Consider the following 16,296-nt stretch of genomic DNA (forward strand, 5'->3'; position numbering starts at 1 on the left):
CGGAGAGGACTAGCAATGAGTGAATTAACCCCAGGATTTATAGTTGCGCACAGCCATAGGTTAGAGGAACTGACCGATTTGGTGGTGCGTCTCACACGGAACTATCCTCTCGACCCGCTCGCTACCGAGACTGTATTGGTGCAATCCAATGGTATTGCCCAGTGGTTAAAGATTAATTTGGCCCAACAGGTCGGCATTGCCGCGATGCTGCAGGTGACGCTGCCGGCGCGCTTGCAATGGCAACTTTACCGCGCTGTACTCGGTCAGGATTTACCGACCAGCTCACCCTTCGATAAAAACCGCTTGGTCTGGCGGCTGATGCGATTATTGCCCAGTCAATTGGCCGACCCGCGCTTTGAACCACTGCGTGATTATGTTGCCGACGATACCGATCAGCGCAAACTCTACCAACTGGCAGAACGCCTGGCCGACCTTTACGACCAGTACCAAATGTATCGGCCGCAGTGGCTGGCTGCTTGGGCGGCTGGCGAGGACCATCCAGCCAGTGGCGACAATGCCTGGCAACCGGCGTTGTGGCGGGTGGTTATGGGCGACGTTGGTGCGGCGCGCTGGAATAACCGGGCGAGTTTACATCAAGCCTTTATTGACGCAGCGCAACAACTGACACCAGCCACCCGACCTGCAGGTGTACCGCCACGTATTATAGTCTTTGGTATCTCCAGCTTACCGCAGCAAATTCTGCAATTACTTGATGCTCTCAAAGGCTGCTGTCAGGTGGTGCTGTGTGTGCATAACCCCAGCCAATATCACTGGGCTGATATTGTTGAAAAGCGCCGCGCGTTTAAACCGGGTATGGCGCCAACTATCAGCTTAGAACAGCTGCATGTCAGCGGTCATCCATTGCTAGCGGCCTGGGGAAAGCAAGGCCGCGACTACATTCGGTTGTTGGATGTGTTTGATGAAACGCGGCTGAAGGCTGCGCATTTTAATGAACTCAACTTTGACTTGTTTGAATCGCCCGAGCCACAGAATCTGCTGCAACAGCTACAAGACGATATTCTGAATTTACGCGATTTAGGCGAAACCCAGCAGCATTGGCCACGCTATGACAGTGCAGATGATTCGTTATTGGTCAAATGCGCCCACAGCGCTCAGCGCGAAGTGGAGATTTTACATGATCATCTACTCGCCGCTTTTGCCGCCGATAGCAGTTTGAAGCCACGCGATATTATGGTGATGGTGCCTAATATCGATGACTATGCCGCGCATATTGAGGCGGTTTTTGGCCGGGTTGACCGCGATGACCCGCGTTACATTCCATACACCTTAGCCGACCAGGGCCAGCGCAATCGCAATCCGCTGTTAATCTCTTTGGAGCAAGTACTCACCGTTCGTCAAGGGCGCATGAGTATGAGCGACGTACTCGACTTGCTGCAAGTGCCGGCGTTGCAGCAACGCTTTGGCTTAAGCGCCGAGCAATTGCCGCTGTTACAGCAGTGGATCTACGCCGCTGGTGTTCGTTGGGGCCTCAACGCCGAGCATCGGCAGCAGTTAGGTATTGCGGCTAATCAGGGCTTGCATACGTGGCACTTTGGTCTTCAGCGCATGCTATTGGGCTATGCCATTGGTCAGCCCGAACACGATGATGAGGCTTGGCATGGCATTGTACCCTTTGCCGAAGTGGGTGGCTTAGAGGCGGCATCGGTTGGGGCATTGGCACAACTGCTTGACAGCTTACAGGAGTACTATCAACGTCTCGAGCAGTCGTACACCGCAGCGCAATGGCTGCAGCTACTACAGCAGCTATTAGCTGACTTTTTTAGCGCCAGTGATGATGCTGATGTGCTGCTGTTAGCGCAGCTACAACAGCAGCTACAACACTTTGCCCAATGCTGTCATGACGCCGGTTATCAGCAACCACTGCCACGCACCGTGGTGCAAGAAAGCTGGCTGGCACAACTGGATCAACCACAATTACAGCAACGCTTTTTAGCCGGCAGTGTGAATTTTGCCACCTTGATGCCGATGCGAGCGATTCCGTTTCGGCTGGTGTGCTTATTGGGTATGAACGACGGCGATTATCCGCGCAGTCAAAAGCCCTACGACTTCGATTTGATGGCGAGCGATTATCAGCCGGGTGACCGTTCTCGTCGTGATGATGATCGCTATTTATTCCTTGAAGCACTGTTATCAGCGCGACAGCAATTTTATCTCAGTTGGCAGGGGCGCAGTATTCGCGATAACAGCCCGCGCCCGCCATCGGTTCTGCTGAGCCAGTTATTGGAGCATCTCAGCTTGGGCTGGGGCGCGGATGACCTAGTGCAAGAACATCGTATGCAACCCTTTCATGCGGATTATTTTCAAACCCAACAGCCGCACCATCAGCAGCTGTTCAGTTACGCCCATGAATGGCAGCGCGCACACCAACAATGGCTAGCGGATACCGCGACGCAATTACCCCCGTGGCTGCCAGAGACTCCACTGAGCTTGAAGCAGTTGGCTGATTTTTTACGCGAGCCAGCACGCTTGCTGTTTAATCAGCGCTTCTCGGTATATTTTCAACAGCAGCAGTTGCGTGCCCAAGACGATGAGGCGCTGGTACTCAATGGCTTGCAGCAGTGGCAATTAAAGGCGCCGTTATTGCAGCAGCTGTTTAGCCTGATGACGCAGACCGACACCGCTACCGACTGGCGCGCCGCCGCTACCAGTCGCTTGCAGAATTTACAACGACAAGGGCAACTGCCGACCGGTGCGGCTGGGGTATTATTGAGCAAGCAGCTGTTTACTGATTTAGAACAGGTACAGCAGCAGTTACAACACTGGTTGCAGGCCTTTCCGCACGAACTCTCAGCACAAACCATTACGCACAGTATGCATGTGCCGGAGTTAGAGCAGCAATTGCTGTTGCAGGATAGTCTAACTGGGGTGCGCACCAATAGTGCCGGTGAATGGCTACTGTTACGAGTATCTGCCAGCAAGATCAGCGACGATGGCAACGTAAAGGCCACCAAGTTAGGCAAAGTTTTACTCGAGTGGTTGCAGCATGTGGTGCTGAATTGCGCGCAACCGGCGCATACGGTGGTGATTGGTATGCCGGGCTGTATTGAGTTTCCGGTGATGGCAAAAGCACTGGCACAGGATTACCTAGAGCGCTTGTTGGGCTGGGTTCTACAAGGTTATCAACGGCCGTTGGCGGTTGATTTTGAAACGGTTTATCAGGCTTGGCAAAGCAATTACAGCAAAGCCGTAGAGTTCATTGCCAGCGAGCAGCCCAACGCCGATGGCGCCAGCAAGAGTGCTGAATTCTTCGATGACGGTAGTTATTTCAGACCACCGCATCGGCTTAATGTACCGTATTTGGCGCGTTTCTATCCGAGCTATGCCGAGTTGGTTGCGCAAACAGACTACCACCAGCTAGCGCAGCAATTGTATCGGCCGCTAGTGCGTGCCGCGTATCGCACTTTGCTGGTGCGACAGGCTGAGCAAGCCGCCGCCGAGGAGGCTGCGAATGAGCATTGAGACCCTGCAAGCGCTGCGCTTTCCGCTTCACCATAGTCGCTTAATTGAAGCCAGTGCGGGGACCGGCAAAACCTATACCATTGCGGCGCTGTATGTGCGCCTAGTGCTTAATCATGGCAGTGCTGATCAGCGTTTTGGGCGGCCGTTGCAGCCCAATGAATTATTGGTGGTGACTTTTACCGAAGCGGCTACCGAAGAATTGCGTGATCGCATTCGGGCGCGCTTAAGTGAGGCAGCACGATTTTTCCGCGGACACTTAGCCGACCCCGATCCACTACTGCAGCAATTGGCGGACGATTACCCTGACCAACAGCAGTGGCCGCTGTTAGCACAGCAGCTTGAAGATGCTGCACAGGCCATGGATGAAGCAGCGGTGCATACCATCCACGGTTGGTGTAACCGTATGCTCCGTGAGCATGCATTTGCCAGCGGCAGCCTATTTACCCAGCAGCTCAACACCGATAGTAAGCAACAATGGTTAAGTTTGGCCCGCGATTATTGGCGTAACCATGTATCACTGCTCGCTGAGAACCAATGGCAGCGCTATCAGCGCTTGCTCGAGCTATTACAAAACCCGGCCAACTTGTATCAAAAACTGCGTCCACTGATCACCCTCAGCAGCTCGTCAACGGCTTCATTGCAGACAATGCCGACGCCGACCCAGCTGCTCGACCGTTATCAGCAGGCTGAACAAGTGCTGATTGAAAATTTTCACGGCTTACCCTGGTTACAGTGGGTGGAGCAGGCTTGGCAACAGTTAGAGCAGTATTGGCAGAGTAAAGCGCTGAACGGCAATAAATTTCGCCGCAGCTGGGGAGAGCCTTGGTTTTATGCCTTGCGTGAGTGGGCGACCAGTATTGCTGCTGACCAGCAACAAGCGACGGCCACGGTGCTTCCAGTGTTACCGCCAGCGGCATGGTCACGGTTAAGTCATGACGGGCTATTTGCTGCATTGAAACAGCCCCGCCACGATGACCCGCTGTTGCAATTGCCGCTGTGGCAGCAGTTAGCTGAATTACAGCAGGCCTACACACAGCTGCCTGACTACGCCAACGGTGTGCTTGAACATGCCGCGTGGTGGTTACAACAACGCTTTGGCGAGCTGCAAGCGCAACGCGCAGAAATTGGCTTTGATGATATGTTGATACGCTTGCAACAAGCGTTACAGGGGCGCCATGGTGCGCGTTTGGCGGAGTTGATCCGGCAGCAGTTTCCAGTCGCCATGATCGATGAGTTTCAGGATACCGACCCCACTCAATATGCGATTTTTAATGCCATTTATCGCCTGGCGCAGCCCTATCCGGATACCGGTATCTTCTTGATTGGTGACCCTAAGCAGGCCATCTATTCGTTTCGTAATGCCGATATTTATACCTATTTACAGGCGCGCCGTGATACTAGCCCGCGTCACTACACCTTAGCAGTGAATTATCGTTCGACTGAGGCCATGGTTGCTGCCAGTAATGGGCTGTTTTTACCCGCTAACGATTATCCGGCTGGGGCGTTTTTATTCAAACAACCGGAGGACGATCCGGTGCCCTTTATTGAGGTGGCTGCTCACGGTCTGAAACGCCACTGGCAGGTCGCCGGCCAGCCGGCTCCTGCACTGCAATGGTTTGCCGATAGTGACAGCGACAAGGCCAACAAAGACACCTTATTAGAGCGCCTAGCAGAGCATTGTGCCGAACAAATGGCGACGCTGCTGAACGCTGGGGATACCGGTTTTGTCAATGCCGATGGTGAACTGAAACGCGTGCTACCGGCTGACATGGCGGTGTTAGTTAATAGCGGTAGTGAAGCGCGGGTGATCCGTGCCGCGTTGCGTAAACGGCAGATCCCATCGGTGTATTTATCTGACCGCGACTCGGTGTTCGCTGGGCCGTTAGCCCGAGATTTACTGATTATTTTGCGCGCCTGTGCCAGCCCCCGTGATCCACAGTTATTGCGTGCGGCACTGGCCACCGAGTTAGTGCAATTAAGCTTGGCGGAACTTGAACAACTGAAACAAGATGAGCGCAGTTGGGACCAGCGCGCGGACCAATTTGTGCAGTATCACCAGTGCTGGCAGCGCCAGGGCGTGTTAGCCATGTTACAGCGGCTGTACCATGATTTTTCCGTACCAGCGCGGTTGCTAGATGATGTTGATCAGGGCGAGCGCATGCTCACCGATGCCTTGCATCTGGCTGAGTTACTGCAACAACAGTTACGCCAAGTTGAGGGTATGGCCGGCCTGCTGCGCTATCTGGATGAACATATTGAAGCCTGCAAAAGCGATGGCAATCGCACCGATAGCGAAGAGCAACAAGTGCGCTTAGAAAGTGATAGCAAATTGGTGCAGGTGATCACTATTCATAAATCTAAGGGCTTGCAGTATCCGCTAGTATTCTTGCCGTTTGTGAGTTATTGCCAAGGGCCGGATTACCGCCTGCGGCTACCGGCGCGTTATCACGATGAGCACGGCCAGCTGCGGTTAGTGTTCAGCAAGGATGATAGCGAGGCTTATGCACAAGCCGACCGTGAGCGCCTGGCAGAAGATCTGCGCAAGCTGTATGTGGCGGTCACCCGCGCACAATACGCGACGTTTATTGGCTTGGCCAATTTCAAAGAATGGCCTGCCTCGGCCTTAAGCTACCTCGCCAGTGGCCAAATCAACGCCAAGGGCAGCACCATTGACCAGCTTCTGGCACTTAGTAAGGCACCGGCGCAAAGCGTCGCAAGCAGCACCACAGTACAACGCTATAACGATTACGCGGGTACCAAATCCACTGTTGAGCTGAGCTGCGCCATGCCTGCTCAGCATCAGTTCGAACCGTGGTGGGTGAGTAGTTACAGTGCGCTAACCTATAGTGCCTCAAATTATAATAATACCGCGCTGGCAGTCGATGATGCTGACAGCGCAAATTTGCTCGAAGAACAACACAGCACCGATAGCCTGGCCACGCTCCCATCGGCAGCATACCCAGCGCCCAATACCATCCATAGTTTCGCCAAAGGCGCAGAGCCTGGCACCTTGTTGCATAACCTGCTGGAAGCCGCCGCCGTTGAGGGTTTTGCGGTGGTGGCCGCGGAGCCAACACGGCAACAGCAGTTACTCGCCACGGTTTGCGCCGCGCCGCAATGGCAGCCCTATTTAGCAACCTTAAGCAGCTGGTTGAACGACTTTTTAGCACTGAATTTTAGCCTTCCCGATCAACAGCGTGTGAGTTTGGCGCAGTTGCGCCGGTATCAAGCTGAGCCGGAGTTTTGGTTTGTTGCCGATAAGGTGGATACCCGCGCCATTGATGAGCTGGTCGGGCGCTTTATTCACCCCGGCAGCAGCCGTCCGGCATTACAGCCGAAGCAGCTAAATGGCATGTTAAAGGGCTTTATTGACTTATTATTTGAGCATCAAGGGCGTTATTACGTGCTCGATTATAAATCCAATTATTTAGGCCCAGACAGCAGCAGTTACCATGCCGATGCCCTGCGCGATAAAATGCTAGCCAGCCGCTATGACTTGCAGTACGTGATTTATTTAGTGGCACTGCATAAATTACTCCAAGCTCGGTTAGGTGAACAGTACGACTACGATCAGCATGTGGGTGGGGCGGTGTACTTGTTTATGCGTGGCTATCAGCACACCAGCGCTGGGGCCTATTGTGAGCGTCCGCCGCGGCAGTTGATTGAACAGTTATCGGCGTTGTTCGAGGGCCAGCCGTTGACCTCGCCAAGCCCGTCAGAGGAGCAATACTAATGCACGCCATGCAAGTGCTTCGACTGTGGCAACAACACGGCTGGATCAGAGCTCTCGATGTGCAATTTGCCCAATTTATTGCCAGCAACAGCCCTCAGGATACTGACTGGGTGGCACTATTGGCTGGTTTAGCCAGTCATCAGCTGGGACGTGGCCACCCGTGCTTAGACGTGACGCTGTTGCACCACGATAGTGATAACTACTTACAGTTACCGCCGGAGTTTGCCAGCGCCGAGAGTTTGCAGCTTTGTCCGCGCCCGCAGCAGCTCATGGCATCGCTGAGTCTAGTCGAGCTACAACAGACCTTAGCGAGCGCTCAGGCGACTCGCAAAGCGGACCATGCGCCACTCGCTTGGGTCGCCCATGAAAGGCTTTATTTACGCCGCTATTGGCGCTATGAGCAAGCTATCAAGAGCGATTTAGCGCGCCGCATGCAGCGTCAGCCGCAACGTGATAGCGACAAATTACGGCGGGTATTACAGCAATTGTTTGGTACCAGTTTCAGCTGGCAGAAGCTGGCTTGTGCCATGGCCGTGCGCAGTGGCTTTAGTATCATCACCGGCGGCCCCGGTACTGGCAAGACCTATACCGTGGTGCGGCTGTTAGCAACCTTATTTCAGCTGCATAAAGGCCATCAGCCGTTACAGGTGAAGTTGGCGGCGCCGACCGGAAAGGCCGCCGCGCGCATGACCGAATCAATCAGTAAAGAACTCGCCGCGATGATCAAATTCGATAGTCGCCTCGCTGATCTCGATGCCAGTGCGGTCACGTTGCATCGGCTCTTGGGCAGTCAGCCGCAGTCACGGTTCTTTAAACGTAATGCAGCGAATCCACTGCTTGCCGATGTGGTGATTGTCGATGAAGCATCGATGATCGATATCGAAATGATGGCGGCGTTACTCGATGCGTTACCGGCTCATACCAGTTTGATTTTATTGGGCGATAAAGACCAATTAGCCTCGGTTGGCGCTGGTGCAATTTTAGGCCAGTTATGCCGCGATGCCGAGCTCGGCAACTACAACGCTGAGCTGGTACAGTGGCTGCAACAGGTTACTGCGCAGCCACTGCCCAGTTCGGTAAGTGCGCAGCCGCAACAAAACCTGTTGGCCAGTGCGCAGTATCATCAGCATACCGTAATGCTGCGTGAAAGCCGTCGCTTCGATGCCGAACAGGGTATTGGCAAGTTGGCTGCAGAAATCAACCAGCAGCGCACCGATTGGTTGAGCCAATGGTTACAGCAGCAACAAAGTGGCCAACCGTCGGCACCGCAGTTTGCCAATATTCGCTTTCTCAGCCCGCCGCAGTGGCACAGCGCCAGCGTGCGGCAATTAGTTCAGCAAGGCATGCAGGGCTTTCTGCAATTGCTCGCTGCGCCTGCTACTGGCGATAGTCAGGGCCATGATGACTGGGCCCGGGCGTTATTGCATCAGTTCAGCCAGTTTCAAGTACTGACCGCGGTCAATCATGGTGAATGGGGTATGCATCATCTTAATCAGGTCATTAAGAGCTGGTTACACCCACAGCAAGACAGTAGCTGGTACCATGGCCGCCCGATCATGGTGACGCGCAACGACTACAATAGTGATCTGCGTAATGGCGATATTGGTATTGCCCTTCAGGTCAGTGAGCAAGCGCCATTGCGGGTGGCATTTTTTGATCAACACCAAGGCATTCGGTGGCTGCTGCCTAGTCGCTTAAGTCATTATGAGACGGTTTATGCCATGACCGTGCATAAGTCACAGGGCTCAGAATTTACCCATACCCTCGTCGTGCTGCCGGAATACGATACCCCGGTGCTGAGCAAAGAATTGCTGTATACCGGAGTCACTCGTGCCCGCGAACAGCTCACTCTGATTGCTGCCAAACCGGAGGTGATTATTCGCACGGTGCAAAAACGTGTGGACCGGGTTGGCGGATTGATTGCTGACGGCGAGGAGCAGAGCTAAATGGCCCAGCTAGTGATTACCGATCAGCTCAGCATTGATGAAAACGAACTAGAGTGGCAATTTATTCGTTCAAGCGGGGCAGGCGGTCAGAACGTCAATAAGGTCTCTACTGCTGCACAATTAATCTTTGATATTCGCGCTTCTAGTTTGCCTGAATTGTATCAGCAACGGCTGTTGACGAAGGCCGACCACCGCATCACCCAAAGCGGTAAAATCATCATTAAATGCCAAGAATCACGCAGCCAATTAACCAATCGTGAGAGCGCACTAGCGCAATTTATTGAGTTGCTGAAAAGTGTGACCATTACTCGCAAACGGCGCATTGCTACGCGCCCAACCAAAGCCAGCAAAGAGCGCCGTGTTCAGCATAAAAAGCAGCGCAGCGATATCAAATCGATGCGCAAGAAGCCTTTATAGGCTACTAGTCGATGAAGCGTGGTTCTGATCAGTTCAATGACCTTGCCCGTATCCACGCTTGAGACCATACTCAATATAGTTTGCAAACATAATTGCAAATAAAAACAAACAATAAACAGGTGAAGTTATGACAGAACAACGTTCGTTTAAGCGCTCACTGCAGGTAAGTCTCGTTGCCGCAGCAACCGCTTTGGTGCTGGCTGGCTGTGATGGCAGCGATAATGATGAGCAAACTGGGGTCACCCCACCGCCGCCACCGCCACCGCCAGCCGGCTTAGTAGCCTTTGCTCCCAATGGTGCGCTCGACGCTACCATTCAGTGGACCGACTACGGCGTGCCTTATGTCACCGCCAACAACATGGAAAGTCTCGGCTTCGGTGTGGGTTATGCGTTTGCTCGTGACAATATTTGTATTTTGGCCGACCAAATTGTGAAATTTAACTCGCAACGGTCGAAATATTTTGGCCCTGACCGTGTACCGGGTTCAGGCGATTCAGATAACTTACTGAACGACTTTGGCTATTTAGCACTGGGTATTCGTGCCAATGCAGAGCTTGGCTTTGCGCAAATCAGCGAAGAATCGCAAGCTGTAGTGACTGGCTATGTGGCTGGTTATAACCGCTACTTAGCCGATACCGGAGTCGCAAATATCGACCCCGCCTGTGCCAATCAACCGTGGGTGCAGCCGATCACGCCAATCGATATGGTGACCTATGCACAGGGCGTGGCGCTGTTGCCCGGTGCGGCGAACTTTACTGGCCCACTATTCCTAGCCATCCCGCCGGGGCAACAAGCTGCTGCCACCAATAAAGCCACCGGTGAGGCCTTGCAGCTGTCTGATCTGGCTATCGAAATTCCCGATAAAATTGACACCAACCCAACTGAATCCGGATCAAATGGCTGGGCCATCGGCTCTGATTTGAGTGCCAACGGGCAAGGCATGCTAATTGCCAACCCACACTTCCCGCACTCAGGTAATCAGCGTTTTTGGCAGTTTGGCATTGAAGTGCCAGGCCATCTCAAGGTGGTGGGCGGTTCGTTGTCAGGCATGCCAGGTATTGTGAACATTGGCTTTAACGAAAATGTGGCCTGGACCCATACCTTCTCAACCGCATCACGTTTCACCATTCACCGTTTGACGCTAGCGCCAGATAGCTCAACCCATTACATGCTGGACGGCGAACCGGTTGCGATGACCCGTAAAGAGCATGAAATTGAGGTGCGTACCGGTGCTAACTCAAGTGCTTTGCTGCAACGTCGCAGTTATCACTCTGAGTTTGGGCCAATCATTGTGGTGCCGAATGCGCTGCCGTGGGGAACCGATTTCACCGGTGGTCAAGCGGCCTACGCATTGCATGATGCCAACTTACCCAATTTTGAGGTGCTGGACCATTGGTTCAAACTCAATATCGCCGGCGACATCAATGAATACAAGCAAGCGTTTGAGGACCATGCCGGTGGCATTATCTTCAACAACGCTATGGCGGTGGATAAAGACGGTAACGCCTTTTATGTGGACGGCTCATCAGTACCTAACATTGGTGCGCAGGAGCTAGCTGATTGGGCGGCTAACCCGCTATATCAAGGCATCACTACGCAGGCCGGCTTGCCGATCTTCCCCGGTGATGAGCGCCGTTTCTTGCCTGATGGCCGAGTGCCATTTGCTCAAGCGCCGAAACTTGATCGTACCGACTTTGTGCAAAACTCCAACGACAGCTTTTGGTTAAGTAACCCGAATGCGCCTATCACTGGGGTATCGCCACTGTACGGCCGCGTGGGTAACCAGCAATCACTGCGCTCGCGTATGGGCCAGAAAATGCTGGCTGAAGGCGGCTCAGTGGATGGCCGCTTTACCTTGGCCGATTTGGTTGACCGTTTAGTGGGTAACCGTAACTTCCTCGCCGAAGAAGTGTTGGCTGACCTATTAGTACACTGCCAAGCGCAAGGCGAAAATCCAGTCGCTTTGAGTTCGGGTGCAGAGGTCAATATTAAGCCGGGTTGTGACGCGATTGGCGCCTGGGATGGGCTCTACAATCCAAACTCAGTGGGCGCCATGATGTTCCGCGAATTTGCCAGCGAGTTTAATCGTAATCGCCAGTGGCAGGTGCCGTTTGACCCAGCACAGCCAACCACCACGCCAAATACGCTAGCGGCAAATAATACCGTGCTACAGCAATTTGCTACCGCGCAATTGCGCATCACTAATGCCGGTCTTGACCCTGCAGCCACACTGGGCTCAGTGCAATTTGTTGAGCGCAGCTTGCCAAATGGTCAAGCCTCAGGACAAAAATTACCCTGGGGTGGTTCGAACAACATTGAAGGTGGTTTCAACGTGTTCAGCAGCAACATGGGTAACGATGGCACCTTGTTACCGCGCCATACCTACCCATTGCTGAGCGGCTCGGCATTAAGTGCAGCAGCTGGTGGCTACCATATTACCTATGGTTCAAGCTGGATGTTCGCCATGGAGTTTACCGATGAAGGCCCAGTAGCACAGGGTTTGTTGAGCTATTCTCAGTCATCAAACACCGCCTCTGATCACTATATTGATCAGACCTTGCTGTACTCAAGTATGCCGCAATTGCGTGATATTTATTTTCAGCAAGCTGATATTGATGCCAATACCATTGAAGAAATTAACCTGACCGGAACCCGCGACTAAGTCGCGAGTAACCGTTAGGCAAATAGTTTGAAGTGACCTTCTAAACGTTGCAGGTGGTCGTCAGCGCCACAGATCTGATAGCCACCTTGCACGCCATCTAGTTCCGCCTGTTGCCACAAGCAAATCGTCGCTGGTAACGCCACTGGGCGTTTAAACTCAACATCCAAACGTTGCATAGCGCGGCCGCTATGGCGCTCAATTTCAGCTTGTGCGCGAGCCACCATGTACATGCCATGAATGATCGGCTGATCAAAACCAAACCAGCGCGATAACAGCGGGTGTAAGTGAATCGGGTTAAAATCACCAGAAAGCCGCGCGTACTGGCGACCGGTAGCACCGTCGAGCGACCAACTGCCTAAGCGTTGCCATTGCTCGCCAGGCGGGGTTGCTTGTTTTTGTTCACGTGCTTTAGCTGATCGAGGCGGGCTGTTTTTGGGCCGCACTTGGTACTCGCTGGTACAACTGGCTACTAATTGGTCAGCTTGCCAAAACGCCACTTCAAACAGCGGCCGTAAGCGCCGTGCCGAGACCGCAGGGCCGCGCGCTGGCAGCTGAATAGTGGCCTGCATGGTGAAACCTTGATTGATGCGTATGGGCGCATGCTGTTGCAGTGAATTGCTGACATGCACCAAACCAGGCGCGGGCCAGGGAAACTGCTCATCAAGCATTTGTGCTAAATGTACGCGCTGCGCCAAGCAATACATCATGGTCAGCGGAACGTCGCTAATAAAACCACCAAAGGCTTGGGAAAAACGCTGCAATTGCTCGTTGTTGAAACCAGCCGATTTGAAGGTGCCACGCATCTCGCTGGCACTGGCAACATGTTCGCCGCTGCGGGCAACGGTAAACAATGAACGGAAAAACATGCCCGGCAAGGCGGGTAATACAATAGGACGTTCCGTTTGCATGGTGCATTCCCTCGGGTCTTACCTACGACCGCGTACGGCCGACAACATGACGGCTAATATAACATAATTTTGACTTTAGCAGGCAATCATCGCTAGCATCAAGGAACTCTATTGTACACGGACTCTAGCCATGGCAGGAACGACCACTTCACCACGCAACGATAAGAAGACCGTCGTTTTACGTTGTATTTACATGTTATTAGCGTTGTATGAGCGACCGCGTACGGTGGCGGAGTTACTTGACTATTTCGCCGAAAAAGAGCTTGAGTTGGTCGATAAGCGCACCGTACAGCGCGATTTAAAAGCTTTAGAAGGGCATTTTGGCTTGTACCGCGACGACGAGCGCAGCACCCAAAGTCGGGCCGATGTATGGGCGCTCGATACCATTGATTTTGAACGCTTGCTGGAAATGGACGATGCCGTAGCGCTGGCGCTGGTCATTGCCGAGCAACAACTGACAAGTTTGGGACCAACGCATCTATTCACCCCGGTCAAAGCCCTATTTAATCGTGCCAGCCATCAATTAGCCAACCGTGATACCCCAGCGTCGCGTTGGCTGCAACGGGTGCGAGTGACGTCGGCGTCTCATCGGCTGCTAGGGCCGAATATCACTATCGACATCAGTGACAAACTGCAGCAAGCCGCACTCCAGCAAGCCGCCGTGAAGCTGCACTACCATCGCCATCGTGGTGATGCCGCCGAGGTGTTTACAGCCACCGTAGTTGGCATGTTTTATCGCGGTGTGGTGGCTTATGCTATCGTTCGTCAACATCATGATCAGCGTTTGCGCCAGCTACCGTTCTCACGTATTAGTCAGGTTGATTTTATTGTTTCTGAAGCGGCCCAAGTTGGCGACTTCAATTTGGATGATTACACCAAATCTGGTGCTCTAGCATTTCGCTATGGCGAGCCGTTTCGTTTACGTGCGGTGATATTTAATTCAGTACGCCGTGAAATTGAAGATGCGCCGTTAGGCGAGCAGCAAGTGCTGAGCGAAATTGACGGCCAGCCTTATAACCGCTTGCTGGAAGTCACTGTACCCTATACGCTCAATTTGATTCAGTGGTTAATGGCGCGCTCGCCCTACATCAAGATCCTCGCACCAGACGACTTTCGTCAACGTTTCCGCGAAGAACTGAGTCGTGCTTTACGCAACTTTGATGACGACGAATTACAGATCCCGCTGCAACGAACCTTTGGAGCCTCATAGCGTGAGCACCGATCTTTCTACCCTGGTTGAACCTGCCCAAATAGGGCACTGTATGAACTGTGAGACCGAGCTTGCCGGTGAGTACTGCCATCACTGTGGCCAGCATCATCGACAATATATTCGCAGTATTTTTGCCGTGGTTGGCGATCTATTCGGTGAAATAGGGCATTGGGACTCACGCTTTTATCGCACCATGGTCGGTCTGTTCTTTCGCCCCGGTTTTCTCTCGCTGGAGTTCTCGCGCGGCCGCCATGCCAGCTATGTGCCACCACTGCGGCTCTACTTTTTCGTGTCGTTAGTTGCCTTTTTGGTGCTATCCATGACCTTTCGGTTTGAGGTGCAAGCGCCCACTGACCCCGAGCAGGTGATCACCGAGGTCAATCAGGCGGTTAAGGATGGTGTGGCCGGCAACGCCAATGCCGAGGCAGCCATTCAAGGCCTCGACGTGAGCCAACTGCGGCTTGACCTGCCGTGGTTAGATGAGCAAGACCAACAGACCTTGCGCGAACGCATCGCTTATTTGTCGAAAAACCCGAGCCTTTTAGTTAAAAAACTGGTGTCTTTGGCGCCACAAATGATGCTGTTAATGCTGCCGTTCTGGGCCCTGTATCTGAAACTCATGTACCTGTTTAATCATCGCTATTATTTGGAGCATCTGACCGTAGCGTTACACACTCATGCGTTCCTGTTATTGAGTTTAATGATTCTCAGTGTGCTTGATTGGAGTAGCGATACCCTAACAGCGTGGCTGCAAAACCCACTGCCCGAACAAACCATTAATTGGCTAGAAACACTATTACTGGTGTGGATGGGCACCTACATGCTGTTCACCCAAAAACTCTACTATCAGCAAGGCTGGGCGCTGACTTGGGTTAAGTTTGTGGTATGCAGCATTGGCTATTCACTGCTGCTGAGCGTTGCCTTTATCATCATGATTATTGTCGGCATCATGACCGCCTGAAATCGTAGCTCTCCAGACTTTAGTGCGCGGGTCCTTGCACACAAGGAGCTAATTGATAGCACTAAGTAGATTGGCTATGGTTTGTCAGCATTCACAAAACTGCCAATGTCATTTGCACCAACCTTAGGTAGAAGAGTTTTAGTGGATGGGGCTCGCGGCCATAATATTCAGAGCATGTATGATGCACTTAGGTAGGTTATCAAATGTTTTCAAGAATAATTATTATAGCGTTAACGTTAGTTTGCACTAGTTGCAAAGCTGGAGATTCGGTTTTGGATAATTACAGCGTAAGTGAGCAAAATAAACGGGTCATGCTGGAGCTGTCAGAGCTGATTCATGCTAATAAATTAGTCGCAGCAAAAGAGCTACTCAGCAGGAATAACTTAGATATTGATACGACTGATAATAACGGAAGAACACTGCTGGTAGCGGCAATCTTATCTGAGCAATATGACACAGCTGAAATATTGCTTAAGTTAGGAGCTAACCCAAATTTCCTACCATCTGGTAAGCAAAAGTCAGCTATGGGGTGGGCAGCACAATACAAAGATACTAAATTTCTTCAGCTGTTGTTAGATTTTGGCGGAGCCCCTGACCTGTTTAACAAAGGGGAGCGGACAGCAGCCTACCCAGTACTTAGCGCTATCTCGGCAGATCGTATTGATAATCTTAAGATTTTAATCGATGCTGGGGCTAACTTAAATGTTGTGGATCAACGAGGATTAACACCGCTTATGTATGGCGCATCTATTTCTGCGTGGGAAATGGTCTATTTGATGTTGGAGTCAGGGGCGGATATTTCTGTAAAGAATAAATGGAATGAGAGCTTTTCTAGCTACGTTGCACTGCCTGATCTAGGGACGATGGGTGAAGAATTAGAGTGGCGTAAAAAAGTCATTAGTTTTCTACAAGAAAGAGGTATAACCGTGACGTCTCCGCAAGAATAGAACCATGACATCGATGAAATCTCTTTTAGGTT

9 protein-coding genes are annotated in these 16,296 nt (G+C 52.4%); 8 read left to right on the top strand and 1 reads right to left on the bottom strand.

Annotated features, from left to right (window positions below; translation table 11 throughout):
• Positions 1 to 15 precede the first annotated feature (15 nt).
• The 5 genes from recC to EFO84_RS01650 all read left to right on the top strand — a co-directional run bounded on the left by recC (position 16) and on the right by EFO84_RS01650 (position 12,238).
• Positions 16 to 3,480, top strand: a complete 3,465-nt coding sequence (gene recC / locus EFO84_RS01630) for an exodeoxyribonuclease V subunit gamma (protein ID WP_127346320.1) — start codon at positions 16 to 18, stop codon at positions 3,478 to 3,480.
• The gene (gene recB, locus EFO84_RS01635) at positions 3,470 to 7,213 is read left to right on the top strand and encodes an exodeoxyribonuclease V subunit beta (RefSeq protein WP_127346321.1); all 3,744 of its coding nucleotides are present in this window, start codon (positions 3,470 to 3,472) and stop codon (positions 7,211 to 7,213) included. Before recC ends, recB begins: the two co-directional genes overlap by 11 nt.
• Entirely contained in the window at positions 7,213 to 9,159 is a 1,947-nt protein-coding gene (gene recD / locus EFO84_RS01640) for an exodeoxyribonuclease V subunit alpha (protein ID WP_127346322.1), read from the top strand. The genes recB and recD overlap by 1 nt, the downstream gene beginning before the upstream one ends.
• A complete protein-coding gene (arfB, locus tag EFO84_RS01645) occupies positions 9,160 to 9,576 on the top strand; it encodes an alternative ribosome rescue aminoacyl-tRNA hydrolase ArfB (RefSeq protein ID WP_127346323.1) in 417 nt (138 codons plus the stop codon). It begins immediately after the preceding gene.
• Positions 9,577 to 9,703: 127 nt separating this feature from the next.
• Entirely contained in the window at positions 9,704 to 12,238 is a 2,535-nt protein-coding gene (locus EFO84_RS01650; RefSeq protein ID WP_127346324.1) for a penicillin acylase family protein, read from the top strand.
• Between the two features lie 14 nt (positions 12,239 to 12,252).
• Here the strand turns inward: EFO84_RS01650 and EFO84_RS01655 are convergent, their stop codons facing one another.
• Positions 12,253 to 13,146 (bottom strand): MaoC family dehydratase, encoded by an 894-nt coding sequence (locus EFO84_RS01655; RefSeq protein ID WP_127346325.1) that lies wholly within the window; start codon positions 13,144 to 13,146, stop codon positions 12,253 to 12,255.
• 130 nt (positions 13,147 to 13,276) lie between these two features.
• Here EFO84_RS01655 and EFO84_RS01660 point away from each other — a divergent pair, with 130 nt between their 5' ends.
• From EFO84_RS01660 to EFO84_RS01670, 3 genes are all read left to right on the top strand, one after another.
• Entirely contained in the window at positions 13,277 to 14,356 is a 1,080-nt protein-coding gene (locus tag EFO84_RS01660; protein ID WP_127346326.1) for a helix-turn-helix transcriptional regulator, read from the top strand.
• 52 nt (positions 14,357 to 14,408) lie between these two features.
• Entirely contained in the window at positions 14,409 to 15,317 is a 909-nt protein-coding gene (locus EFO84_RS01665) for a DUF3667 domain-containing protein (RefSeq protein WP_240642620.1), read from the top strand.
• Positions 15,318 to 15,589: 272 nt separating this feature from the next.
• Positions 15,590 to 16,264 (top strand): ankyrin repeat domain-containing protein, encoded by a 675-nt coding sequence (locus EFO84_RS01670; protein ID WP_164742351.1) that lies wholly within the window; start codon positions 15,590 to 15,592, stop codon positions 16,262 to 16,264.
• Positions 16,265 to 16,296 lie beyond the last annotated feature (32 nt).

The sequence above is a fragment of the Pseudidiomarina mangrovi genome (assembly GCF_003999375.1).
Taxonomy (GTDB): Bacteria; Pseudomonadota; Gammaproteobacteria; order Enterobacterales; family Alteromonadaceae; genus Pseudidiomarina; species Pseudidiomarina mangrovi.

Excerpts from the sequence above, each read along its gene's own strand:
- recC (WP_127346320.1), top strand. The coding sequence starts at position 16 with ATGAGTGAATTAACCCCAGGATTTATAGTTGCGCACAGCCATAGGTTA.
- recB (WP_127346321.1), top strand. The coding sequence starts at position 3,470 with ATGAGCATTGAGACCCTGCAAGCGCTGCGCTTTCCGCTTCACCATAGT.
- recD (WP_127346322.1), top strand. The coding sequence starts at position 7,213 with ATGCACGCCATGCAAGTGCTTCGACTGTGGCAACAACACGGCTGGATC.
- arfB (WP_127346323.1), top strand. The coding sequence starts at position 9,160 with ATGGCCCAGCTAGTGATTACCGATCAGCTCAGCATTGATGAAAACGAA.
- EFO84_RS01650 (WP_127346324.1), top strand. The coding sequence starts at position 9,704 with ATGACAGAACAACGTTCGTTTAAGCGCTCACTGCAGGTAAGTCTCGTT.
- EFO84_RS01655 (WP_127346325.1), bottom strand. The coding sequence starts at position 13,146 with ATGCAAACGGAACGTCCTATTGTATTACCCGCCTTGCCGGGCATGTTT.
- EFO84_RS01660 (WP_127346326.1), top strand. The coding sequence starts at position 13,277 with ATGGCAGGAACGACCACTTCACCACGCAACGATAAGAAGACCGTCGTT.
- EFO84_RS01665 (WP_240642620.1), top strand. The coding sequence starts at position 14,409 with ATGAACTGTGAGACCGAGCTTGCCGGTGAGTACTGCCATCACTGTGGC.